The organism is [Scytonema hofmanni] UTEX 2349 (assembly GCF_000582685.1).
Lineage (GTDB): Bacteria > Cyanobacteriota > Cyanobacteriia > Cyanobacteriales > Nostocaceae > Hassallia > Hassallia hofmanni.
Map to the genome: position 1 here is coordinate 1810869 of NZ_KK073768.1, position 25073 is coordinate 1835941.

Genomic DNA, 25073 nt, shown 5'->3' on the forward strand with positions numbered 1-25073 from the left:
ACTGTTTTACTTAAATAGACATCCACCGACGAATTTAATGATCCGTTACCTGAAACCCCTACAGACGTTACATGTAACGTCTCTACATTCATTTTCACGTCGGGGTAGATGTGAAGTGGGATTTTTTGCCACACACATTATGTTGTCTACCTTCAGCTTCAGCATTCTCCGTTTTGATTTAAGTCAGACTGCTGGCTACTGTGTCATACCTTCAATTATTTCAAAAACTTCATCAAGTTGCGTTAATTCAAATATAATTTTTATTGCCGGTGATACATCGCAAAGGCTAAAACGCCGTCCTAAACTTTGAGCTAGCTTCAACGCCGAAACTAAAGCCATCAAACCGGCGCTGTCTAAAGATTCTACTGCTGCAAAATCTACAACCAAGATAGAAATATCATTTTGCCTCAAAGCTGCCGTCAAGTCTCGCTCAAATTCTAAGGCGTTTGCGGCATTTAAGCAGCTTTGGGGACGAATAATAGCAATTTTTGGAGATTCTTCAAGTACAGCTTGCATTGTTAGATCCTATTAAAATTATTCAACTGTGAAGATAGATGTATTTGACCATAATCTTTTTTGTCTGACATCGACCATTCGTATTACTTCTCTTTGCTGAATCTTTATTTCCAGAGCCTATATCTTTAAAGATTGTCATAACTGTCTCAAAAACAGTATTTAAATATACAAATTTTTTACCCTACTTAAAAAACAATCAACATAGACAGTCTTAGGGTAGATGACTCATCTGTCGTTATGTCTATATACCTTTGTCAACCAATGAGTCAAACTGATTGAAGCAAGATTCAATTATCTGTGTATGTCTGTTTTCCCATTGGCAGATGCCTGATTGAATGGCAAACCATCTACCCGATGCTCTTGTGATTTAGATCACAAGTATACGGTGATTTGGCTCACTTTTGATACTAGACAATACCTTGGATAATTGGTAACAATTGTAATTGGTTTATTGTATATGAGAACTCAGTACGGTATTCGTAAATTAGTAGAAAGAGCGCTTTTTATTAAAAAATTAACTCCAGAAATTGAAAACGAAATCAATTCGGAACTGACTCAAATGGGTTACATTTCCGATGTTGATTATGAAGCTTTAGAACTCTTAATGTCAGAGATGGATGCAGGTAGAATTAAGTTGGTTCCTAGCCTTTAATCCTAATTTTGATTGAGAAGTTTAAATAATTGTTGAATACATTAAGTTAATTTGCATTTTGTAACTAAATTGTCTTTATTTATAGATACTTTTGTAGTAGAGGCAGTGCAGGAATATTGACAATACCACTGCTGAGATTTTTCTACTAAGTAGACAAGATGATTTTTTGGCATAACTTAAAGTGTGAAAACAATGCTTCGATATTTTTTTTCATGATTTCAGTAGTTAATTGCCATGCATAATATTACTCACTTCTAGGCGATCGCCGGCGCTGAAAATTATGCAACGCGAGAAAAAAATTCCTTTAATCTTTATTTTCTGGTTTTTCTGGGTGCGCTTGCCAAAAAAAGTGCAAAAATTGATTGAGTTGCTGTTTAGCATCTGAATCAAGCTCATGTTTTGGTTCTTTGGCAAAAATTTCACTTAACAGCGTAATAACTTCTGTGTCTAAGGCTGGTTGAAATAAATTTATTGACCAAAGCAGGTCAGAAGCATCTCGCAGGTCAGTTATTATCGGTGGTTCTTCAATGAAAGCAACTAACAGCAAAGGACGCACCCAGCACAACTGACGGGAAACCACAACTTGAATCACTTCTGCATACAGGCGTTTTGTGTCATGCTCTAAAGATACAATTTGCCCTGGTTGAAATTGGTTAATGTCCATAATTACGTTATAAGGTAGCGGCAACGATTGTATTGCTCCTTTCTTTATTTTAAGAGGGTGAAAGTGTGGTATCCTAGTAAAACGCTGCAAAAGTAGTGAATGATCAAACCAGGCAAAGACTTGATGCAATTATCAAACCTAAGCAGCAAAAGTTTTTCATGACCATTTATTTGCTTTTGTATAAGATAGAATAGGTAAATAACTGTAAAGCGATCGCGCTTACAGAGACTTTGTAGTAGATAAAGAGCAAATAGCCGTGTCAGTCGAAACCATTGAGAAGCGTTCAACATCCCGTAAACTTGCGCCTCAGTATCGCGTTTTGCTCCATAACGATGACTTTAACCCGATGGAGCATGTGGTGAAGGTGCTAATAACCACAGTGCCTAACCTGACTCAGCCCCAGGCTGTTAGTATCATGATGGAAGCTCATACGAATGGGTTAGCTTTAGTTATTACTTGTGCTCAGGAACACGCTGAGTTTTATTGTGAAACCTTGAAAAATCACGGTTTGACCAGCACAATTGAACCTGAGGAATAACAATCAACAGGCAAAACGTTTTTGAAAATTAATTTTCTTCGTCTGTCTCAATACCCTGCCCCTGTTCGGCTGGGTATATTTATATTGGCATTGTTGTTGCTGTGGTTGCCAATAGCAGCACCAATTCGCTTATTAGTGCGGGATGACAACTTAGTTACTATTTTGACAATGCCATTGCTGTATGTAGAGTTTATTTTGTTACTGCGGCTTTGGGGCAGAAAAGTTTATAAGCAAACCCAGATACTGAGGCATTATGGTTTAGAAAGAACACCGCAAAATGCAATGGATTTGTTGCATGGTTTGGCGATCGGACTAATTAATATTTTGATTTTATTTGGGGTAGAAGGATTGCTAGGTTGGCTGGTATGGCAAAAACCCAGTATTTTTTTATTGAGAGTTATTTTAGAAGGGTTGATTGTTGCCTTGGCTTATGGATTTGCTGAGGAATTATTATTTCGGGGATGGCTGTTTGATGAGTTACAGCGCGATTACAATCTCAATGTGGTAGTTTGGGCAACTGCGGTTATTTTTGCTGTCACCCACTTTATTAAACCTTTGCCAGAAATTATTCAGACATCGCCGCAATTTTTTGGCTTATTGCTGCTGGCATTATTTTTGGTGTGTGCAAAACGCTGGCGTAGAGGGCGTTTGGGCTTATCGATTGGACTTCACGCTGGTTTAATTTGGGGTTATTACATTATCAATGTTGGGCAATTAACCAAATATTCTGGTGCAGTTCCTGATTGGGTTACTGGTGTGAATCGAAATCCCTTAGCTGGGTTGATGGGGTTGCTGTTGTTGAGTGTGTTGGCTTTGTGGATGGGGAGGAAATCGAGAGCGATCGCTCTTACGAGATAATAGATATCTCCAAAATTTAATTATGTGTTGCCCGAAACCCTTGTAGAGACGTAGCAACGCTACGTCTCTACGTCTGTCTAATAAACACATGTCCTTCTCTATCCAAAGACAGATTCTGATTTACATTAAATCTTACATGTAGCCAAAGACTTTCAGCAAACAGCCAAGATGCCTATGACAAAGGTTTTTAGCATTTTGAATCTTCAGTGATTGCCTAAGCAACTTACTCCCTTAAGCATAGCTCAAACAAGAATGTTAGATATAATGCAAACTTTCAATTCCTCCCATTGTATGAGGCGTTAAATTCGGGAATGGGTAATACTGTGATTGTAGAAGTTAAGTAAGCGGTTGCAAATCAACGGAAAGCTTTAAGATTTGTGCCAAATACTTATTAAATAGCTTCTAAAAATTTGGGAGGGAATTGACTATGAGAATTAAATCTTTAGCTGCGATCGCTTTATTAAGCGCAATATCTCTGGGTGCTTCCGTTCCCGCTAATGCAGCAAACCCCGCTCATGTGCAGCGTTTGCTAAAAACCGGAGAATGTCTCAAGTGTGATTTAAGTGGTGCAAACCTGAAAGGCGCCCACTTGATTGGTGCAGATTTACGGAATGCTAATTTGAAGGGTGCTAATTTACAAAATGCTAACTTAGAAGGTGCTGATTTAACTGGCGCTAATTTGAAGGGTGCTAATTTGAAAGAAGCATTCGTCAATAGCACGACTTTAAATAATGCCAATCTCACCAACGCTAACTTAAGCAATGCTACCTTATATAGTGCCGAGTTAGAAGGCGCTACTTTAATCGGCGCTAATTTGAATGGTACTGATGTGTTTAATAGTAATATCGGCGTAGGTGGCGGTGAATAATGCTAATTTGGGTGATTCGTAGAGACGCGATTAATCGCGTCTCTACAACTTGATGTGTCCTAACTTTTATTCACCTGTAATGGATAATTCATCAATCCAAATTCTTGGACAAACACCTCCGGGTGTCAATTCTGGTTCTTTCTCAACATAAATAATTGATTTGAGAACTTCCAGAAAATCGCCGGCAACAGTTGCTGACTCGATACTAGTTTTGACACCCTTATTAATTAACCAACCATCAAAGGGTAGTGAAAAAGAGCCTTGTAAGGATTTAACTCCCGCGTGTAAAGCTTGTAAATCATCAATTAGAATCACATTTTCCGCAGTTTCTAAACTATATTCTTGTTCAGAATTGGCGGCTGCAAATACATGATAAAAGTTAGGACTGACGCTAACTTTTGCACCAATACTTGCATTACCAGTAAGATTGGCGTTCATTCTTTTCGCAGTACCTGCACTGTGGAGAAAACCTGTTAAAACACCGTTTTCAATTAGCGAAACCCGACGGGTAGGAGTTCCTTCACCATCAAAAGCTTCCGCACCAATGTTAGCTGAATGTAACGCATCATCGCATACAGAAAGCAGCGGGGAAGCAATTTTATTTCCGAGAGAATCTGGGGTAGATAGACTTTGTTTGTCGAGAATACTTTGAGCGTTGAATAAGTTAGAAAAAGCGCCTAGCAAACTCAAGAAAGCTTCTGCTGAGAAAACTACTCGATATTTACCAGTTGTTATTTTTTCATAGTTCAAATGGCTAATTGTTTTATCTGCGGTTTCTTTGATGCAACCATTAATGTCTAGGTTATCTAAACTATGGTTGATTCTAAAAGCCCCAGCACTACGCGGTTTTTTACCTTCTTCCTCGGTTTTGCTGTAAAGATATATCGATGCTAAAGAGTGAGATTCGGTTCTAATTGCACCATTGCTGTTGAGATAGAACCTGTCAATATCTCTTTGCGCTAAACCGTTATAAGGTACTCCTTTAATAGCCGGATGAACTGCTAAAAGTTCTTTTTCGGCAACAATCAGGCTTTCTATTAGTTGCGAAACTGGTGCTTGAGCAGCTTTTTCACTCTTATTATTGTCGATTTTGACAGTCGCTTCTGGACTAAAATCTGGGACGTTTTCTTTTACACCGAAGAAGCTAGCTTCGTAAGCGGTTTTTAAAGCTAATTCTAGTCCTTGCGGATCTACATCTGTGGTGCTGGTGACACCCATTGTATTGTCTTTGTTCCAAACTCTAACGGTGACACCGGAGCGATTTGAAGCTTTGACTTGTTTTGGCTCACCTTGGTCTACTTGTACGCTGGTTTCATCTACAGTTGAGCCGTAAATGTCAAATTTATTAATGCCAAGTTTGTTGGCTGTTTCTTTGGCAGATGTTGCAATTTCGTTGATATTCGGCATAGTCGATTTTAGATTTCAAATTACAAATGCTTCGGAAATTTTGAATATGTAGTGAGCGCTTCAGCGCTTAAGAAAGCACTAAAGTGCTTACTACGAATTAAGGAGGTTAGCGTCCGCCTACGGTGATAGAATCTACTTTGATGTGGGGTTGTCCAACTGTGGTGTAAATGCTGCCGCTGACGGAGCCACAAAAACCTGCGGCTAATGATAAATCTTGGGAACACATGGAAATTTTATTCATAATTTCCTTGGCTTCACCGATGAGGATGGCTCCTTTTAATGGCTTGGTAATTTTGCCATTTTCTATGAGATAAGCTTCGTCTACACCAAAGTTAAATTGTCCTGTGGCACCGACGCTACCACCACCCATTTTTTTACAGTAAATGCCTTTGTCAATAGAGGCAAATAAATCTTCTGTGTTGTATTCACCAGTTGCGATATAAGTATTTCGCATCCGACTAGCAGCTGCATAGGTGTAATTTTGGCGACGTCCGCTGCCGGTTCTGGGATGTCCGGTGCGTACTGAGCCGGTTCTATCTGCTAAGAAGTTCTTTAAAACGCCTTTTTCAATTAATAGCGTTCTTTGTGCGGGCATTCCTTCGTCGTCCATGTCAATTGTGCCGAAGGCGTTTTCTGAACGTCCTTCATCCCATGCTGTTAAACTTTCGTGGGCAATTTTTTCGCCTTTTTTGTCAGCAAAGGGTGTGGTCTTGCGTTCAATTTGCGTGGTTTCTAGGAGGTGTCCGCAAGCTTCGTGGAAAATTACCCCGCCAAAGTGATTCGCCATGATGATGGGGTATGTGCCCGATTCTACGTAGTCAGCGTAAAGCATTTTTCCGGCTGATTCGGCGATTTGTTCGGCGGATTGTTGATAATCCCAGGTTCTCAGGAAGTTGGCATCGCTGGTATTTCCTGCGCGTTCGGCGATGGAGGTGCGATTTGCACCATCAGCGCACAGCAGGTTAAATCCAACAGATTGAGTGAGACGAATGTCACGGGCAAATGTGCCATCACTAGCGGCAACTAAGACTTCTTGCCAATCGCGGAAGTAGCTGGCGCGGCGAGATTGAATGTGGTTGGCTTTTGTGTGCAAATAAGCGGTACCATCAAGGAGGACTTCTCCCATTTCGCGGATGGAACTACATAAAGGTAGCCATTTATCTTTGCCTCTTTTGGTTGCGTAGTCTCTAAGTAGTTCGAGGTTGATTTCTGGGATGAAAGCGTTAGCTGTTGGTAGTTGCAATCCTAAGATGGAAAGACCTTTTTCTAATGCGGCTTTCAAACCGGTAAATGAAAGGTTGTTGGTGCTTACGTAGCAGTCGGCTTTGCCACGAAAGACTCTCACTCCCGCACCTGTAGCCAGACTGGGTGAAATGCTGGTGATAGAATCGTCTTCTGCAAGGCAACTAATATAGTTGCGACGTTCTAAGAATAATTCGATGAAGTCGGCGCCAGCTGCGCGTCCAAGTCCCAGGAGGATTGCCAGGGGAGCTTCCCAGGTTTCATCGAATCGCTCTGGGGTGGAGGTGTATTGCAGGGTGGGGAGTTGATTGGACTGAAGTAGGGTGTTTGTAAGCATGGGTTGCCTTAAAATGCTCGCATTATCAAAGGTTTAATTGAAATATCCTGGTGTGTGTACTCTAACAAATTTAAGAAAATGTCCGTGTGAGGTAACTAGATAGGTGTAGGTAGGGATGGTACTACTGGTGAGATTCACTCTAACACTACCCCTACTTAGCTTCCTGCCAACCTTGAACAGTTGCTATCAAAACATTAACTAATGGATGGTCAACAGCTTCTTTGAATGCTTCGGTTCCTCCTGCCTTGAGCGCATTGATAATCTGTGCTTTCAATGTTGAATTTTTCTTTATTTCCTCAGAAGCTTTAGCCACAACAGCCAATTTTTCAATTTCAGTTGTAGTAGGGTTAGTTGCCTCTAGTTGTTTCAGTAACTGCTGGATTTGTGCTGCCGCTTCAACTAGGTTACTTTGAGCATCATAGTTGTGCTGATTCTCTATCATTTTTCCATAGTTTGTTTCAGCAAAGCCACCTTGGAAATTTGCCCCCCGCATATCATATTTAGAGCTTTCTGTCATAAGTATACCCTCTGCATTTGCTATAGCTTTAACTTGAACATTTACAATTGGCTTGAATCTCAAACTCAAAAGAAAAGTTATTATCGCTCCGAAAAAGGTAAAGATTACCCCAGGCAGAGATGATATTTTCAATAAAGGTCTTAAAGCCCAATTTAAGTAATTAAAAGGTTCTACAATGTAAGCAAACCTTATTCCTTGTTCTAGATTAGAAGCAGACCATTGGACTGTCTCTTCATTAAGATAGGGAGATAATTTAAAATTATCAGCATCTTTTGCTTGATAAAAAGACCCTTTTGGTATCTTATCTATTATTATATTTGATATTTGGCTACCTCCTATTTGGATTTTAATAGTTGAGCCATTGTTGAAATTCAAATTTATGTATCCTTCTAAAGATAAATTAAGAGGAACAATATATAATTCTTTAACTACAAATCCCCGGTTAAGACTATGAATATTTCTAATAAATTTAAATTTAGATGTTTGATTATCTGAATAATATTCTTTAAAAGAATTTGCAAGTAAATCATTTTTATAAATTCCATTTATTTCTTTATTTTTATTTTTTTCGATAGAAAGCAGCACTTATTTTTTTTTAAGTTGCAATTCTTCTGTGGTTCTAAATTTAGTTAATTCTTTATTCAATGGCTCAAAATTTATTACGTAACGCTGTGCTATTACAGTTGAATATAGATCGGGAGATAAAGTATAATTAAATTTAAATAAAAATAAAGTCAAACTAAATGAAAATAGTCCTATTATTAATATTTTATATTTTTGTGATTTTGATAAATAGTTATATCCTCTTATTATTTTTTGTGTTAAAAAGTAATATTTTGATTTGAACAAAGGAAAAAAAGCTAATAGCAAGCCTATAATGATACCTAACAATAAAGCCAACGCGGTATTATAGTTAACTAAAGATAAAGATATTAATAAAAAGAGTTCTATTACAAAAACTGAAACTATTACCCATTTAGGGATTTTATGGATTTTCATGGTAGTTTTTAAAGTATAGGACTCATATTTTATTTTTGAACAGATACGTAGGGTGTGTAGTTGCGAGAGTACGGCATCAAACCCTTGAGAATGGTGCGTTACAACTTCCGTCTAACGCACCCTACAATACTTAACGGTGCTGGATAGATATAAAACACAAGAATCATAAACTGCTGTAAAATTAGACACTTTAAAGACTCTGAAAGAGGAAATTTAGCTCGTAGTAAGCGCTTAAGCGGTTGATTTAAGCACTAAAGTGCTTACTACGTTAGAAAATCACTAGGATTGATAAGGGTATCTATTTAAAATTTTAAAGAAAAAATCCGAAGTTAATATGAATTCGACTTTACCTTTGCCCGATCCTCATCAAAGTGATTCTTCTAGTTGGGAGGAAGAACTTGATAAAGCTATTTTCAGTTTTGAAGATATTCAGGCGGAACTCAATTATAAGCAGGCACAAACGGCATTAAGAAGTTTGGTGGCAAAACTTGACTTGACTGCACAAGAAAAACGCGGATTGGAAGCGGAAATTGGCGATTTAGAAGTGATGTTGGGTAAGTTAGACCGGATGGTGGTGCAAATTGCGGCTTTTGGAATGGTGGGACGCGGGAAGTCTTCTTTATTGAATGCTTTGGTTGGACAGTCGGTGTTTGAAACCGGTCCTTTGCATGGTGTGACTCGTGCTGCACAGCGAGTTAATTGGAGTATTACTGAGGAAGCGATCGCATCCTCAAATCGCACTCTACGTGTAACTTTACCAGGAATCGGTCAATCTCAGGTGGAATTGATTGATACTCCTGGTTTAGATGAAGTAGATGGCGAAACCCGCACCGCTTTAGCTGAACATGTCGCAAAACAAGCAGATTTAATTCTGTTTGTTATTTCTGGGGACATGACAAAATTAGAACATGAGGCTCTTTCTCAGTTGCGCGAAGCTGGTAAACCGATAATTTTGGTGTTCAATAAGGTAGATCAGTATCCAGAAGCCGATCGCATGGCAGTTTACCACAAAGTCCGCGATGAAAGGGTGCGGGAATTACTTTCACCGCTAGAAATTGTTATGGCAGCCGCATCACCTTTGGTAAAAACGGCGGTTCAACGTGCTGATGGTACTAGGGGGATACAATTACGTCCGGGTAATGCCCAAGTTGAAGAATTAAAGCTGAAAATATTAGAGATTTTACACCGCGAGGGCAAAGCTTTGGTGGCTTTGAATACGATGATTTACGCGGATAATGTAAATGAGCAATTGGTGCAGCGAAAATTGATGATTCGCGATCGCGCTGCAAATGAGTTGATTTGGAAAGCGGTGATCACTAAAGCGGTAGCGATCGCACTCAATCCGATTACAGTGGTAGATATACTGAGCGGTGTAGTTATTGATATTGCTTTAATTCTCGGTTTATCTAAACTCTACGGCATCGCGATGACGGAAACTGGAGCCGTACAATTATTACAGAAAATCGCTCTGGGGATGGGCGGTATTGGTGCCAGCGAACTGTTAGCAACTCTCGGCTTAAGCGGGTTAAAAACTTTACTTGGCATCTCTGCACCCGTTACAGGTGGGGCTTCTTTCGCTCCCTATGTATCAGTTGCAATAACCCAAGCGGGGGTAACTGGTGTTGCTTCTTACGGAATTGGACAAGTTACTAAAGCTTATTTAGCGAATGGGGCAACTTGGGGACCCGATGGACCGAAAGCGGTAATTGGGAAGATTTTGGCAAGTCTGGATGAGACTTCGATTCTTAATCGAATTAAGGATGAGTTGCAAGAGAAGATGAAGCGAAGGGGTTAGCGCTCATTACCCGACGACTGAAGTCGCGGCTACACGAACAAAGTCCGCCTGCGCGGACTAAAAACGTAGGTAATGGATTTAGCCTACGTAGGCTATTAGGTGAGGCGATCGCTCCCTAACTACTCACGTATCATCACGATTTGACTCCCATTGTGTCGTCTTCCGTGCCAAGCTGAGAAATGCTCTTATTACTGGAGAGGAATCATGCTGCCGCCAAGCAAGATAGAGTCCGGTTTTAGGTGTCTGCTCTTGTAAGGGTCTGTAAATGACTCCCCTTCTGTGGAAGTTTTGCAAGGAGGCGGGAACGAAAGCGATACCCAGTCCTGCTGCAACCAAACCGATGATAGTTTGCATCTGAACTGCCTCCTGAGCGACTTTCGGACGAAATCCAGCTTGTTGACAAATGTTAATAATCTGCTCGTAAAAGATGGGTCCCATTTTGGCAGGAAATAGGATAAATAATTCCGAAGCCAAAGCGGAGAGAGACACTTTAGTCTGGGCAGAGAGCGGATGGGTTTCTGGCAACGCCAATACCAATGATTCTTGCAAAATGCATTCCACACTCAAACCTGGCTCAATGATGGCAGAACGAACAATGCCGACATCAACCTGTTTGTGATGCAGAGCTTGAATTTGCTCTTGCGTCGTCAGTTCATGCAATCGTAGTTCTACAGCAGGAAACTGTTCTCGAAAGACACTTAAAATATCTGGCAGCACGGTATACGTTGCAGATCCGACAAACCCGATCGCCAACTGTCCAACCTCACCCCGCCCTATCCGTTGTGTGACTGCGATCGCCTGTTCGAGTTGCGCTAACACTCCATAGGAGCGCTCTAAAAACACTTTGCCTGCTTCAGTCAGATGCACTTGCCGCTTCGTTCGTTCAAATAACTTGACTCCTAGTTCATCTTCCAAACCGCGAATCTGCTGACTGAGTGGGGGTTGGGAAATGTGCAACCGCTCTGCTGCTCGACTAAAGTGTAGTTCCTCAGCCACCGCGATGAAGTAGTGCAGATGCCGTAGTTCCATCACATTTATATGTTTAACCTATTAATCTTAGTCAAATATATATTGGACAGTTGCCTGGCTGTCTCCTATCGTGAGAAATATGAGGTGCGTCTCATCGTTTTTGTATTGGACAAAACCAATGAACTCAGACAAAAATCGTGTTGCTCCTAAAGTTTAGTTGATTAAAATTCAGAATTTAAGTCAGGAGAAAATTAAGTGATTCGACTCGACGATCAAGTAGCTATTATTACTGGAAGCGGGCGAGGTTTGGGGGCAGCCTATGCCCGTCTGCTAGCGGAAAGAGGAGCGCGTGTCGTTGTGCATGACGCAGGCGTTAACAAAGATGGGACCGGATTCGATCCGAATGTGGCGGCTGATGCTGCAAGCAGGATTCGAGAAGCAGGTGGAGTTGCCCTGCCGAGCGACGTAATCCTTGATAGTAGAGATAACTGCCAAATTCTAGTGGAAACTACCAGGGCGAAGTTTGGTCGCCTCGACATCTTGATCCACAATGCGGGATGGGTTGCCTATCAGTCAGTGCAAGAACTAACGCCTGATTTTCTACAGCGCGCCATCAGCATCAACTTAGAAGCACCAACATGGCTGGCTCAAGCTGCCTTTCCAATTATGAAACAGCAAAACTACGGACGGATTGTGCTTACGACTTCAGATAGAGCTGTTTATAAGCAATATGCACTCAGTGGTCTCGCCCCTTATGCTATGGGAAAAATGGCACAGATAGGTCTGATGAATGTGCTCGCGGTTGAAGGCGCATTGCATGGAATTCTCGTTAATGCGATTTCACCGGTAGCCAAAACGCGGATGTGGAACGTACAAGATGAGCCAGAGGAGTTGCGACCCGATCAAGTAGCCCCCGGAGTGTTATATCTGGCTTCTGGTGAATGCCGAGAGTCTGGATTTATATTAAGGGCAAGCAATGGTCAATTCACAGCCGCGCGCTGGATCGAGAGAGACAACGTGGACTATCCATTAAACCTTGCCGCTGTTGAAAGTTCTACTGCGGAGGATTTGGCTACTCGCTGGCAGGAGATTGCTGCGGATGTTGCGTTTTAAGGACTGGGCTTGTACTTCGAGATGGTCTGTAAGGAAACAATTGAGATTAAGTAGTTAGGCAAAATTAAATATATATTGTCCGAAGCGAGGAACGTTCGCGGAGCGTCTCGTTTGCCCTTGGCGTCTCCGACAGGAGAAGAGAAGCAATCACGAGGGTTTGACGCTTTTGGAATATATAAATATTTTTGCACTACTACTTAAGTGCATAAGCTAGTCTTAAAAGCGATCGCCTCCTTGACCATCCTATCTTCACCAATCCGCAAACAGAGGAAGCAAAAGCCGTCTGCAAAACCTGCCGTAAATATATTTGGAGTAAAGAAGAAGTTAAAAGCGGGAATCAATAAGAAGAAGAAGACATCGCTCTCAAAATCAAGGCTATTTCGTTCTAGACATAAACTGCCCAGAACTGAAGTTCCGGGCTAATAGCGCGCATTCCGTTAAAACGGACTATAATCTTTTCTCAGTCGTCTTTAGACGAATGAGCGCTATTAGACTCAGAATTTATTCTGAGGCGGACTAGATGAGAATGAAATAGCCCTGCTCTCAAAATATGGAACTTCCTGCTTTGAACTCGGAATGTCAAGTTTTAAACTCAAACATCCAAGTTCAAAGCGCTAAAATTCAACTTTTGAGGCAGAAGTTCCGAGATTTAGGGTTAGGGAATAACTTTCTTACCCAGTCCATAGTTCCCAATCCCCCGTATTTACCCTTTACTTTTAAAAGAGTTTAACCAACTTTGAACTTGATCGCGGGCAATTTCGCGACCACCTAGACCGAAAGATAAGGCAGCAGCAACAGCGATCGCACCGAGTAAAAGTCCAAAGGCTAAGTTGACAATATCACTCGCAACACCAATTTGTTGCAATGCCATTGCCGAAACTAAAGCAATAATCGCAATCCGCGCTACCTGTGCCAAAATCCGTGCTTGGGCATTTCCAGAACTGGCAATGATGTTAAAAGCTAGATTTGCTAAGAACAAACCAATAGCAAATACAATCAATCCAGCCAAAATGCGTCCGAATATGACCACTATGCCACTTACCAGTAATGTCAGTGCGGGAATATTCAAGATATTCACTGCCGCGACTGTGGCAAACAGCATGATACCAACTAGTACAACGATACCAGCAATTTCCGATGGAGTTCGGGCTGGGGTTATGGGTACTTCTGTTTCTGCTGGGTATGTGGTGCGTCTGACAGGTGTTGGTAGACCTAAAACAGAGAAGATGTTGTTAAAGCCGATGCTTGTGAGGATGTTGGTAACGAGTTCTCCGACAAATCGCCCGACGAAATAAGCAACAATCCAAATGGCGATCGCTGTGAAGATCGCAGGTAAGGCATTCAGAATCTGTTGCAACATCGCGATCGCTGGTAAGGAAATCGCGTCAATTCGTAAAGCATTCAACGAAGCGATCGCTACCGGAATCAAAATCAACACATAGACAATGGTGCCGATAATCGACGATAAAGATTGCGCTCCCGCAGTAGACGAAAGTCCAAAGCGTCTCCCCAAATCATCAATTCCTGTTGCCGCTAGTAAGTTGGTGACAATCCGTCGCACGATATTAGCTACAAACCAGCCGACAACACCAATTAACACTGCCGCTAAAATATTCGGCAAAATTGAGATAATCTGTGTTACCAGCGTTTGTACTGGTTGTAAAGCCTGTTCTAACCCCAAAGTATCTAAAACTGGGATGAGAAACAGCAAAAAGATGAACCAATATAAAGCGTTGCCAATCGTCTCACTCAAAGACAACTGATTTAAACTTGGAACAGAATCCCGTGTTTCTGGAGGATTCAAACGCTCATCTACCCGCAAAGCATTGAGTCCGCGTATGGTTATCAGCTTGACGAGGGTAGCTACTAACCAAGCTATTAACAGAATGACTCCCGCAGCTACTAACCTGGGTAAGAAGTCACCAATTTGATTGAGAAAAGAATTTAGCGGTTGAGAAGCGACTCTCAACTCTAAAGTATCTAATACACCAACTATGGTTAACAGCAGGATAGACCAAAAGACCAAGCCGGCGATAAATTTCTCCACTTGGATACTATCGCTACCTGTCAACCCACTAGCAATACGGTTGTCTATCTTAGTGCGATTGAGGATACCGCGTACTACTGACGCAGCTACTGCCGCAATCAGCCAGCCAATGACTAAAATTACTACTGCCCCCAGCAATCTAGGCAGAAATTGAACTACCTGTTGGACACTTCCTTGCACATAATTGACTGCGTTTGATTGATCTGGTGATAGGCTTGGCGACTGTGCCAAAAGATGCTGCACTCTCATCGACAAACCAAGTTCCATTATCTGGGTTATTCCTTGCCAAGTTGTGTTCATGGTTTTCCCAAATTAAGGTAAACTGTTATCTCAAAAACACGTCATATTTTTCTGGCGTGTATTGTATAGCACAAATATACATGCCAGTTAATTTACCAGTGTTTTGCCTATAAATCTACCAGTAAAATCATATGTAGAGTTGATATCAAGAGTATTTTTTTTACCTGCTTGGTTGACAACTCGTTTGAGAAATTACTAGTGCCAAAACAATGAAAAAGAGGGGGAAAGGGGAAGCGCTAAGAGCGCAGGGGAAAGGGGAAAGGGAACCCGATATTTAAAAATAGGGGTTTCAAATATTAAAGGATGATTTTTATCACACTACGTGCCGAAAAAATCTTCTCTTCATTGAAGGACATGTTTAAAAACATTCTTCTTTATACCATGTGGTGAAAAGTTTTCTTTGTTCTTTCCCCTTTCCCCTTTCCCCCTCTTCGGTAAAATATCACTGATTTTGGTGTCATTGTATATATTTTTATTTCTAAAGTAGAGTTGGCTTTAATATTGATTTAGTGTACTAACAGCGCTAAATTTAGCGTTACTGTCAGTGCAGCAATGGCTTGAAAGATGCAAAATGTCTCAAGTTTTTGAACAGTCAATTCAAATTAATGCTACAGCGACGGTGGTTGAGAGATGTATTACCGATTTAGCTCTCATGCATCGTTGGCTTAACCCCGTACTGCGTTGCGAACCTATCGGCGAAACTTGGAGTAGCGATAATGGTAGTAAAAGTAAGTTTGTAATTCAAATACCGATAATAAAACCGACATTAAATAGTACAGTTGTGGAAAGACAACCGGGTTTGGTAGTGTGGGAGTTTAACGGTTTTTTTACTGGACGCGATCGCTGGGAATGTCAACCAGTCGAAAAAGGAACGCGCTTAGTTAATCGCTTTGAATTTGAGATTCCCAACCCCATAATTAGCTGGGGTTTCAAAACCTTCGCTGAACCCTGGACAAAAAAAGACATGCAAGAACAACTACAACGTCTCAAACGAGTAGCGCAAGAAGTACAGCAAGGATTTCCGTAAAAGTCGTAGAGACGTTCCGACGGAACGTCTCTACAAAAGTCCCCCATACCAGGCTTCCCCCACTCCCTCAACCTCTCCCCATCTGAGTCAGCAAGCGTCGAATCACAGGAGCATCTTCAGCATCAGGAACTCTTGTTAAATAACTTTGCAAGTCTTGAGTAGCTTGAGTATAAAGACCTAGTTGATAGTAGAGCAAACCGCGATCGCGCATTTCTAAAACTGTATCAGGCAACAAGAGCAAAATTCTCTCAACTGCTGCTACAGCCTTTTCTATATCCTGCTGTTTCAGGTAAATATATTTCAGATTCGTCAGCATCCTCACCAAAAATTGCCGATGATTCACTGCGGCTAAAAATTCCGGTTGTAGCGTGACGCTTTGTTGATATATTTGCGAAAGCCGTTCTTGGCAATCTTCAACAAACATCACTTCACCGTTATTAAACGCATCAACAAAAATCTCCATATCGGGAATATCTGGACGAATCAAAAAATGTAGCGGCATTCCCACTCCCACCATCGGGAAATCAACTCTTTTGGCAACTTCTATGTAAATCAATGCCAAACTAATCGGAATTCCCAATCGGCGATCGATCACATCATTAAAAAAGCTATTGCGAGGATTATAATAGTCTTCTTTATTGCCTGCAAATCCCAAATTATCGTAAAGATACTGATTAATACTTTGAATTACCCGCAAAGGATAACGTCCAATTGGCAAGCGTTTTTTAGCTTCTGCTGCCATTGTATCAAGGGCGTTAAGGTAATATTCAACATCCAGATCGGGATATTCTTCTTGTGCTATGTATAACGCTGCCTTTGCCAAATCGATCTTCTCGTCAGGTTGTTGAATCTCTTGATAAAAAAGTTGTCGCGCTGACGAGAAATTCATATATTTTTATGCTGTCTCGATGTGTTGCTTTCCTTATCTTAAAGACAATCAGAAGATTTGAACATCTACCCACACAGCTTTTATCAAAAGTGACTAGCCAATGTATTCAAATTTACTTATATAGATTTCTACATAATTTATTACATTTAAATTAATCAGGTTTTGCGAAATGCGATTGGCATCGTGTGTATTAGATATTCAGAGTGAAATGGTATTAAACTGCTGCTAAAGAGCGATCGCACTTTGGCAGCAGCTTTTTTATACTAGTACAGGTCGGCGGAAATAAACCACCCATTCAAAATCGCCAAAAAACTGCTCTATAAGCTTTTTGACTTTTGACTTTTGAATGAGTGACTTTTGACTTCCGCCTTGCGGTACAAGCCTGCTGCCAACTTGACAACATCAGTCTTAAGAATCAATTTATGGCGAAGATAGGAGTCGTTCGGTGATAACCTGGAAGATGAAAGAGCGTTAATCTTAAGTCGCCGACGACCCCATCACCAAATATAGCTTCATTTATTAGGACCCAGCATGGTCACCACCGCAGAAAAAACAAACATAGGCTACATTACCCAAATCATTGGTCCGGTTGTAGACGTTAAATTCCCCACCGGGAAAATGCCGCAAATCTACAACGCTTTAATCGTCAAAGGCACGAACGAAGCCGGACAGGAAATTTCGCTGACCTGCGAAGTGCAGCAGCTGCTGGGCGATAACCAGGTGAGAGCCGTTTCCATGAGCACCACCGATGGTTTAGTCCGTGGGATGGAAGCCGCTGATACCGGCGCCCCTATCAGCGTACCAGTTGGTAAAGCCACCTTAGGACGGATTTTCAACGTTCTTGGCGAACCTGTAGACAACAGGGGACCTGTAAATGCTGAAGCAACGTTACCCATCCACCGTGATGCTCCCAAATTCACAGAACTGGAAACCAAGCCTTCCGTATTCGAGACTGGGATTAAAGTTGTTGACTTGCTAACACCCTATCGACGTGGCGGTAAAATTGGTCTGTTCGGCGGTGCAGGGGTCGGTAAAACCGTGATCATGATGGAATTGATCAACAACATCGCTACCCAGCACGGTGGTGTGTCCGTATTCGCTGGTGTAGGTGAACGGACTCGTGAGGGTAATGACCTCTACAACGAAATGATGGAATCTGGGGTAATCAACAAAGACAACCTCAACGAGTCTAAGATTGCTCTAGTTTACGGTCAGATGAACGAACCACCCGGAGCGAGAATGCGGGTTGGTTTGTCTGGTTTGACAATGGCAGAGTACTTCCGGGATGTGAACAAGCAGGACGTGTTGCTGTTTGTTGACAACATCTTCCGGTTTGTACAAGCAGGTTCTGAAGTATCGGCGCTACTAGGTCGGATGCCGTCTGCGGTAGGATACCAGCCTACACTGGGAACCGACGTGGGCGCACTGCAAGAGCGGATTACCTCAACCAACGAAGGATCTATTACTTCGATTCAAGCTGTGTACGTACCTGCGGATGACTTGACTGACCCCGCACCTGCAACTACCTTTGCTCACTTGGATGGTACAACAGTGCTGTCTCGCGGTTTGGCATCCAAAGGAATTTATCCGGCTGTAGATCCGTTAAATTCCACTTCCACCATGTTGCAGCCCAACATTGTGGGTGACGAACACTACAGCACCGCTCGTGCTGTACAAGCAACTTTGCAACGTTACAAAGAACTGCAAGACATCATCGCCATTCTTGGTTTGGATGAATTGTCAGAAGACGATCGCCTGATCGTATCTCGTGCCCGCAAAGTTGAGCGCTTTCTATCTCAGCCCTTCTTTGTAGCAGAAGTATTCACCGGTTCTCCTGGTAAATACGTAAAATTGGAAGACACCATCAAAGGCTTCCAAATGATTCTCGAAGGCAAATTGGACGAACTGCCAGAACAAGCCTTCTACTTAGTCGGCGACATTAACGAAGCGATCGCCAAAGCTGAAAAGCTTAAAGGTTAATAGTTAGTTGATGGTGGTTAGTAGTTAGTTGATGGTGGTTAGTGGTTAGTCGATGGTGGTTAGTCGATAGGGTTAGTAAAACACCAAACAACTAACAACTAACACCCAACAACTAACACCCAACAACCAACAACCAACAACTAACAACCAACAACTAACATCCAACAACTTATGACCCTAACTGTTCGTGTAATTTCTCCAGATAAAACAGTGTGGGATGCCGCAGCTGAAGAAGTAGTATTGCCGAGTACTACTGGTCAAGTAGGTATTCTCACCGGACATGCGCCACTCCTGACCGCTTTGGATACAGGTGTGATGCGAGTACGTACAAATAAAAATCAGAATTGGACAGCGATCGCCCTTATGGGTGGTTTTGCGGAAGTCGAAGACAACGAAATCACAATTCTGGTTAACGGTGCGGAAAAAGGCGACTCAATTAACCTTGAACAAGCCCGTGCTGCTTTTAATGAAGCAGAAGCCCGCGTGAATCAAGTGCAAGCAGACGATCGCCAAGCACAAATTCAAGCAACAAAAGCTTACAAACGCGCACGCGCACGCTTTCAAGCTGCCGGCGGTATGGTATAAAGATTCAATTTGCCTAACTCTAAGTTAGGGAATTATATTATTCCCGACAAATCAAAACTCCTCCTAGAAACTTTCACAGGAGGAGTTTTCGTAGTAACTGGAGTTTTGACTAAGGCATGACAAAATGACTCAGAGGTACTGAGTTAATGAACTAGACTCATCAAAGTACAAAAGTTAAAGAGTTAAGCCGACTTTGACTGTTGTTTTTTTAGTCGAGTCATACCTTTTTTGACAATAGGCTTTTTCTTTTCCGGGACATTTCCACTTCTCTCAATAGTGTAATTTTTTGGCTCCGTAAGTCTGTCGGCGTTATCTTCTGATCGCTGGGATTTAGTGTAAACTTCAGTTGTATTGCGGACACATCAAAATTACCATTAAACAACGTGGGAACAGCAAAGTCACCGACCAAATGAGTCGGTCGCAGCTTCAACCTGTGTTGTAGACAACATGGGCGATTTTCGTCTGCTTGCCTTTTAATATTCCCTGAACCTCTTTTGACTCTTGTTCCCGTTGCTTTTGATATTCACTGTCAAGTGAATGCAGAATTTCTCGGTCTTGAGATGCTCTAGTATTCCAATCATCATCGCCATATTGCCCCCATTGAGGAATTACGGGACGACCAAGCACCATTACGTAAACAATTCCTGTTGAGTTCAATTGCTCTCTATACCAACGTTCACTTTTGTGAAATGGGATATAGAAACCTACATCAAGCAATGAATCTTCAATTTGATTGCGGTAATCTCCTTGAACATTTTGAGTATCGAAGATAGCATAACCACCTGTTTTAAGAGCGTTATAAAAAGTAGTTGCAGCTTGCTTCATACTGGTTGTGGGAAGACCTTGATACGCTTTAATGTTGAGTATTACATCAAAGTCGTATTCATCCAATGGCTCACGAAAATCATGAACTAGAAAACGCAGATCAGTTGCTTGAGTCTGTTCCAATTTGAGGTCAGCATTCATTTCTTCAACATTGGAAACTAAAGATGTTATCCCTTGCTGATTCACCTGCCGCAAAAAATCGTTCGCCACAACAGAGACATCACTAGCAAGCACATTACAACCTGCATAGGCATAAAAAATAGGTGCAAAACTGATTCCACAACCTGCCAACCAAACCTTACGCTGTGATTGATTCCTCACGAAGTCTAGAAATCTCAATTCAGGTTTATTGCGCCAAGTTGACCAAATTTGAGGCTTGGGTATCGCATTTGATTGATTAGCCCAATACTGATTCCATTGTTCATGGTCATCCCAATCCTCTGGGGGTTTACAGTCATGATGATTAAATTTCATTTTTCAGGTCATGTGTAATGAGTCGTCTGTTGATATGTTTCCCGAAAATTACCTGAATCTGTTAATTTTAACCGTGAAAATAAAAAACCTGTCCTCATTTACAGCTATCTCAGCTAGTCCGCAATTAGCCAATGCCTTGCAATCAAGGTGCGCTGTCGTGGTGGCTGAAAGCCTCACAGATCATGCAGTTGAACAAGTAACCATAAAGTTTTGTATACAAGTACAGCAAGTTAAAGAAATCTGGGGAACCCTTGGTGAAGTCATAATTTAGATAATTGTTGCCCAGAGGGGCAAATTTTATGCAAAGCCGTAAAAATTCCTTTGAATGCCGTCAGTCAAATAAAGTATTTCGTTTTGCAACATCGCTGTTTGCTTCTTTGGCGATCGCTACTACGATTCCATCTGCAAGCGCTAATCCCACAAAAATTTCCCCCACACAAGAAACTACCACCGCATCAACCCAGGTAAGTCAAATCAAGCCGATTACCCAACTGAAAATCGATAGCAGCAAATATCAAACAATGGGAATTAGTCCATTCGGACTAATTCCCATCGTTGTTGTTGGTGGCTTAGTGATATTTGTCCCCCTATTCTTAGGTGGACTGGTAATAATTGGTGAACGTGAAGTTGGGATTGTTGTCAAGAAATTTGACCTGAAAGGACGCGGACTCCCCGCAGGACGGCTAATAGCCCTCAACGATGAAGCGGGGTTGCAGGCAGATACCCTTGCCCCTGGTTGGCACTGGGGCTATTGGGCTTGGCAATTCTCAGTTAAAAAAGAATCGGTAATAGTTGTTCCCCAAGGTGAAATCGCCCTTGTTCTTGCCGCAGATGGCGCACCTATCCCCCCAGAACGTATTTTAGGCAAAATCGTCGATTGCGACGATTTCCAAGATGCGCGAAAATTCCTGACTCAAGGTGGGGAAAGAGGACGACAAATTGCTTTTATGACAGCGGGTAGTTACCGCATCAACACAGCTTTATTTAAGGTTATTACTGGCAGTAATGCCACCCAACACGGGATGAATCCGCAACAGTTGCAGATCCATCAAATAGCAGCAGAAAAGGTTGGTATTATTACTACTTTGGATGGTTCATCCATCGCAGCAGGTGAAATCGCTGGATGTACCATTAAGGGACATGATAATTTCCAAAATGGTCAGAAATTTATTGATGCTGGCGGACAACGGGGTTTACAAGAACAGGTGTTATTATCGGGTTCGTGGAACCTTAACCCTTGGTTAGTGAATGTCGAACAAGTTCCGATGACTGAAATTCCTATCGGTTATGTCGGTGTGGTGATTTCTTTCGTAGGTAAAGAACAGGAAGATGTCAGCGGTGCAGCTTTCACCCACGGAAATTTGGTAAATCAAGGACATAAAGGTGTTTGGGTAGAGCCGTTGTATCCTGGGAAACATCCGCTCAATACTAAGGTGATGAAAGTTGAGCTAGTCCCAACGACAAATATTGTCTTAAACTTTACTGATAGAATTACTGGTCAACACGGTTACGATACAAATTTAAAGGCGCTGAAACTGCTTTCATTTGATGGTTTTAGCTTTGATTTAGAAATATTCCAAATTATCCACATTGGTGCTTTGGATGCACCGAAAGTGATTTCCCGCTTAGGTTCGATGCAAAACGTTATCGATCAGGTTTTGCGTCCAATTGTGGGGAATTATTTCCGCAACTCCGCTCAAGAGTATACTATCTTGGATTTCTTGATTGCCCGGAGCGATCGCCAAGTTGAAGCTTCTGAATTTGTCAAATCTGCATTGCGTGCTTATGATGTGCAAGCGGTGGATTCGTTGATTGGTTTGATTACTCCACCCGAAGAATTAATGCACACGCTGACAGACCGGAAAATTGCTGAGGAACAACGCAAAACTTACGAAGTTCAGCAAATGGCACAAACTCAGCGTCAGCAATTGGTGAGGGAAACAGCGATCGCTGATATTCAGCAAGAGTTGGTGAAATCGGAACAAGGTGTCACAATTGCCGAGTTGCTAGCTAACGCGCAAATTCAGCAAGCGACAGGTGAAGCGGAAGCTATTAAACTGAAAGCGATTGGTGAAGCTGAAGGTATCCGTGCTACGGGTAATGCGAAAGCAGAAACTTACAGCGCTGGTGTGGAAGCTTTGGGAACTCAAGGATATACGACAATGCAGATAATGCAAATTATCGGCGATCGCAATGTCCGTCTGATTCCAGATGTGTTAGTTGCTGGTAGTAATGGTAGTACTAATGGGTTGGTGGATGGGTTACTGTCGATGATTTTATGGAATCAAACTGGAAAGCCGGCTGATGTCGTGCCACCGACGCAGGTAAAATTACAGAATGGAAGTTCGCCGTTAGTTGTTGATTTTTCAGGAGATAAATCTAATCAATAATTAATTGTAGAGACGGCGATTTATCGCGTCTCTCTAACCGTCTAGTAGAGACGTTCCGGTGGAACGTCTTTACATTGTAAGTAATATAGCGATTCCCACATTCGTGAGGTGCAGAAGGAAAAAAAGAATTAACCGCAGATGAAGATAGATAAACGCTGATGGACGCAGATAAATTTGTACCTCAGCAGACTAGGAAACGCTATAAACCTGACATGATGTTAAGTTCTATTTGTAAATTTTGAATTTCCCAAAAGAAAGTGACGGAAGGGTATTTTGAATTTTTTACAAGAGCGTTACCGTTTACTTAAATTGATCAGTCAAGGGGAATTTGCCAAGACTTTCTTGGCTGTGGATGAAAGTCTGTTTCCTGTGGTTCGTTGTGTGGTTACAGAGTTCTCGCTGCAAATTGTCGGTTTTGAGCGAAGGGTGCAGGTTTTAGAAGAAATCGGCAAACATCCACAAATTCCCGCAATTTTGGCGTATTTCCAGGAGGAAGGGCAATTTTATTTGGTACAGGAGTTTATTGAGGGTAGCAATTTAGCCTCTGTGCTATCCGATGAGGGTGTTTTTAGTGAAAGTCAGATTTGGCAACTTTTAGAGGATTTATTGCCTGTTCTCAAATATATTAGCGATCGCCACATAATTCACGGCAATATTAAACCCGAAAATATCATCCGCACTCAAACGGGGGATTTTGTTTTAGTTAATTTTGCTACAGCTAAATTTCTCCTAGAAATCGACTCTTTTACAGAGCATAGCAATATCGGCAGTCCAGAGTATGCGGCTCCTGAGCAAATTCAGGGTAAATGCGTATTTGGAAGTGACCTTTATAGCTTGGGTGTAACTTGCATTTATTTACTTACCCAGATTCCAACCTTTGATTTATTTGATGTTGCGAATAATTGCTGGGCTTGGCGAGATTATCTTACCACTAAAGTAAGCGATCGCTTGGCGAAAATTCTCGACAAGTTGCTGGAAAATGCTGTAAATCGTCGCTTTCAATCTGCTGATGAAGTTATGGAAGCAATGGGTATTCAATCCCAAAATCCCAAACCTCAAATTCAAAATCCTCCGTGGCAATGCTTGCATACTTTGACCGGAAATGGTGTATTAAGTAATGTAAATTCCATTGCCATTAGTCCTGATGGGAATATTTTGGTTAGTGGCAATGATGACAAAAGTATTATATTTTGGGATTTAAAGACATTTGAAGCGATCGCTAACATAAGGGGACATTCTCAAGCAGTGAAATCAGTTGCTTTTAGTCCCGATGGAAAACTTTTGGCAACCGCAAGCGATGATAAAACTATCAAAATCTGGGATGTCAACACCTACCAAGAAATTTTAACTTTAGTTGGACACTCCCGCGCTGTCAAATCAGTCGCCTTTAGCCACGATGGAAAGCTGTTAGCTAGTGGTAGCTGGGATAAAACAGTCAAAATCTGGGATGTTGATTTTGGCAAAGAAATTTGCACTTTGACGGGACATAAATTACAAGTAAGTGCAGTTGCGTTTAATCCGCAAGAAAAGCTTTTGGCAAGTGCTAGTTTTGACAGAACTATTAACTTGTGGAAGTTGTCTACAAATCAATTAAAAAACCACCCTTATCAAACACTTATAGGTCATACAGGGGCGGTTTTAACAGTCGCTTTCAGTCCGGATGGTCAAATTTTGGCGACGGGTAGCGATGATAATACTATTAAATTGTGGGAGGTGAACACTGGTAAGTTAATTCGCACACTTTCCAGTCATTCCTGGTCGGTGGTGACACTAGCTTTCAGTGCCGATGGGGAAACGTTAATTAGTGGAAGTTGGGACAAGACAATTAAACTCTCTGGAGTCAATACAACAGCAGAAATTGCTACTTTATCTGGTCATGTAGACTCAGTGTATACCGTTGCTGTCAGCCCTGTTGCACAACTGATTGCTAGCGGCAGCAGGGACAAGACAATCAAAGTTTGGCAGCTTATAGAATCACAATCAACTTACAGCAGATTTCAGGTATATATAAAACCCAAAACATTGTAGAGACGTAGCACTGCTACGTCTGTTACGTGTATTCGATTAAAGCGATAGGCTGC

General features: G+C 41.7%; 22 protein-coding genes. 12 read left to right on the top strand and 10 right to left on the bottom strand.

Annotated features, from left to right (window positions below):
- Nucleotides 1-195: 195 nt before the first annotated feature.
- Entirely contained in the window at nucleotides 196-516 is a 321-nt protein-coding gene (locus TOL9009_RS0113175; protein WP_029633223.1) for an STAS domain-containing protein, read from the bottom strand.
- Nucleotides 517-973: 457 nt separating this feature from the next.
- On the opposite strand from TOL9009_RS0113175, the gene TOL9009_RS0113180 reads away from it, so the two are divergent.
- Nucleotides 974-1168, top strand: a complete 195-nt coding sequence (locus TOL9009_RS0113180; RefSeq protein ID WP_029633224.1) for a hypothetical protein — start codon at nucleotides 974-976, stop codon at nucleotides 1166-1168.
- 304 nt (nucleotides 1169-1472) lie between these two features.
- Here the strand turns inward: TOL9009_RS0113180 and TOL9009_RS0113185 are convergent, their stop codons facing one another.
- Nucleotides 1473-1832 (bottom strand): hypothetical protein, encoded by a 360-nt coding sequence (locus TOL9009_RS0113185; protein WP_029633225.1) that lies wholly within the window; start codon nucleotides 1830-1832, stop codon nucleotides 1473-1475.
- Nucleotides 1833-2088: 256 nt separating this feature from the next.
- Between TOL9009_RS0113185 and clpS the strand changes: the two genes are divergently transcribed.
- The 3 genes from clpS to TOL9009_RS0113200 all read left to right on the top strand — a co-directional run bounded on the left by clpS (nucleotide 2089) and on the right by TOL9009_RS0113200 (nucleotide 4096).
- Nucleotides 2089-2370 carry an ATP-dependent Clp protease adapter ClpS gene (gene clpS, locus TOL9009_RS0113190; protein WP_029633226.1) on the top strand — a complete coding sequence of 94 codons (282 nt, stop codon included), beginning with the start codon at nucleotides 2089-2091 and terminating at the stop codon, nucleotides 2368-2370.
- 21 nt (nucleotides 2371-2391) lie between these two features.
- Nucleotides 2392-3228 (top strand): CPBP family intramembrane glutamic endopeptidase, encoded by an 837-nt coding sequence (locus TOL9009_RS0113195; RefSeq protein ID WP_029633227.1) that lies wholly within the window; start codon nucleotides 2392-2394, stop codon nucleotides 3226-3228.
- A 427-nt stretch (nucleotides 3229-3655) separates the two neighbouring features.
- On the top strand, nucleotides 3656-4096 hold the full coding sequence (locus TOL9009_RS0113200) for a pentapeptide repeat-containing protein (RefSeq protein WP_029633228.1): 441 nt from the start codon (nucleotides 3656-3658) through the stop codon (nucleotides 4094-4096).
- A gap of 66 nt (nucleotides 4097-4162) precedes the next feature.
- Here TOL9009_RS0113200 and TOL9009_RS0113205 read toward each other — a convergent pair whose 3' ends face one another.
- The 4 genes from TOL9009_RS0113205 to TOL9009_RS0113220 all read right to left on the bottom strand — a co-directional run bounded on the left by TOL9009_RS0113205 (nucleotide 4163) and on the right by TOL9009_RS0113220 (nucleotide 8598).
- The gene (locus tag TOL9009_RS0113205; RefSeq protein WP_029633229.1) at nucleotides 4163-5503 is read right to left on the bottom strand and encodes a TldD/PmbA family protein; all 1341 of its coding nucleotides are present in this window, start codon (nucleotides 5501-5503) and stop codon (nucleotides 4163-4165) included.
- A gap of 106 nt (nucleotides 5504-5609) precedes the next feature.
- Nucleotides 5610-7082 (bottom strand): TldD/PmbA family protein, encoded by a 1473-nt coding sequence (locus TOL9009_RS0113210; protein ID WP_029633230.1) that lies wholly within the window; start codon nucleotides 7080-7082, stop codon nucleotides 5610-5612.
- A 151-nt stretch (nucleotides 7083-7233) separates the two neighbouring features.
- The gene (locus TOL9009_RS44500) at nucleotides 7234-8184 is read right to left on the bottom strand and encodes a hypothetical protein (protein WP_051502884.1); all 951 of its coding nucleotides are present in this window, start codon (nucleotides 8182-8184) and stop codon (nucleotides 7234-7236) included.
- A complete protein-coding gene (locus TOL9009_RS0113220) occupies nucleotides 8185-8598 on the bottom strand; it encodes a hypothetical protein (protein WP_029633232.1) in 414 nt (137 codons plus the stop codon).
- A 334-nt stretch (nucleotides 8599-8932) separates the two neighbouring features.
- On the opposite strand from TOL9009_RS0113220, the gene TOL9009_RS0113225 reads away from it, so the two are divergent.
- The gene (locus TOL9009_RS0113225; RefSeq protein WP_029633233.1) at nucleotides 8933-10393 is read left to right on the top strand and encodes a GTP-binding protein; all 1461 of its coding nucleotides are present in this window, start codon (nucleotides 8933-8935) and stop codon (nucleotides 10391-10393) included.
- A gap of 123 nt (nucleotides 10394-10516) precedes the next feature.
- Here TOL9009_RS0113225 and TOL9009_RS0113230 read toward each other — a convergent pair whose 3' ends face one another.
- Nucleotides 10517-11422, bottom strand: coding sequence for a LysR substrate-binding domain-containing protein (locus TOL9009_RS0113230; RefSeq protein WP_029633234.1), 906 nt, complete (start codon nucleotides 11420-11422; stop codon nucleotides 10517-10519).
- Between the two features lie 195 nt (nucleotides 11423-11617).
- Between TOL9009_RS0113230 and TOL9009_RS0113235 the strand changes: the two genes are divergently transcribed.
- On the top strand, nucleotides 11618-12475 hold the full coding sequence (locus TOL9009_RS0113235; protein ID WP_029633235.1) for an SDR family NAD(P)-dependent oxidoreductase: 858 nt from the start codon (nucleotides 11618-11620) through the stop codon (nucleotides 12473-12475).
- Nucleotides 12476-13178: 703 nt separating this feature from the next.
- Here TOL9009_RS0113235 and TOL9009_RS0113240 read toward each other — a convergent pair.
- On the bottom strand, nucleotides 13179-14822 hold the full coding sequence (locus TOL9009_RS0113240) for a mechanosensitive ion channel (RefSeq protein WP_029633236.1): 1644 nt from the start codon (nucleotides 14820-14822) through the stop codon (nucleotides 13179-13181).
- A 571-nt stretch (nucleotides 14823-15393) separates the two neighbouring features.
- Here TOL9009_RS0113240 and TOL9009_RS0113245 point away from each other — a divergent pair.
- Complete coding sequence (locus TOL9009_RS0113245; RefSeq protein WP_029633237.1) at nucleotides 15394-15849, top strand: SRPBCC family protein; 456 nt, start codon at nucleotides 15394-15396, stop codon at nucleotides 15847-15849.
- A gap of 67 nt (nucleotides 15850-15916) precedes the next feature.
- Here the strand turns inward: TOL9009_RS0113245 and TOL9009_RS0113250 are convergent, their stop codons facing one another.
- On the bottom strand, nucleotides 15917-16738 hold the full coding sequence (locus tag TOL9009_RS0113250) for a SirB1 family protein (RefSeq protein ID WP_029633238.1): 822 nt from the start codon (nucleotides 16736-16738) through the stop codon (nucleotides 15917-15919).
- Between the two features lie 531 nt (nucleotides 16739-17269).
- On the opposite strand from TOL9009_RS0113250, the gene atpD reads away from it, so the two are divergent.
- Together atpD and atpC are read left to right on the top strand one after the other, a co-directional pair.
- Nucleotides 17270-18718 carry a F0F1 ATP synthase subunit beta gene (atpD, locus tag TOL9009_RS0113255; RefSeq protein WP_029633239.1) on the top strand — a complete coding sequence of 483 codons (1449 nt, stop codon included), beginning with the start codon at nucleotides 17270-17272 and terminating at the stop codon, nucleotides 18716-18718.
- Between the two features lie 171 nt (nucleotides 18719-18889).
- Nucleotides 18890-19303, top strand: coding sequence for an ATP synthase F1 subunit epsilon (gene atpC / locus TOL9009_RS0113260; protein WP_029633240.1), 414 nt, complete (start codon nucleotides 18890-18892; stop codon nucleotides 19301-19303).
- Between the two features lie 426 nt (nucleotides 19304-19729).
- On the opposite strand, the gene TOL9009_RS0113270 is transcribed toward atpC, so the two are convergent.
- Nucleotides 19730-20602 carry a class I SAM-dependent methyltransferase gene (locus TOL9009_RS0113270; RefSeq protein ID WP_029633242.1) on the bottom strand — a complete coding sequence of 291 codons (873 nt, stop codon included), beginning with the start codon at nucleotides 20600-20602 and terminating at the stop codon, nucleotides 19730-19732.
- 10 nt (nucleotides 20603-20612) lie between these two features.
- Between TOL9009_RS0113270 and TOL9009_RS0113275 the strand changes: the two genes are divergently transcribed.
- From TOL9009_RS0113275 to TOL9009_RS39030, 3 genes are all read left to right on the top strand, one after another.
- Nucleotides 20613-20873 (top strand): hypothetical protein, encoded by a 261-nt coding sequence (locus tag TOL9009_RS0113275; protein WP_144238223.1) that lies wholly within the window; start codon nucleotides 20613-20615, stop codon nucleotides 20871-20873.
- A 28-nt stretch (nucleotides 20874-20901) separates the two neighbouring features.
- The gene (locus TOL9009_RS0113280) at nucleotides 20902-22992 is read left to right on the top strand and encodes an SPFH domain-containing protein (protein WP_029633244.1); all 2091 of its coding nucleotides are present in this window, start codon (nucleotides 20902-20904) and stop codon (nucleotides 22990-22992) included.
- Nucleotides 22993-23265: 273 nt separating this feature from the next.
- On the top strand, nucleotides 23266-25020 hold the full coding sequence (locus TOL9009_RS39030; RefSeq protein ID WP_051502885.1) for a protein kinase domain-containing protein: 1755 nt from the start codon (nucleotides 23266-23268) through the stop codon (nucleotides 25018-25020).
- Nucleotides 25021-25073: the final 53 nt, after the last annotated feature.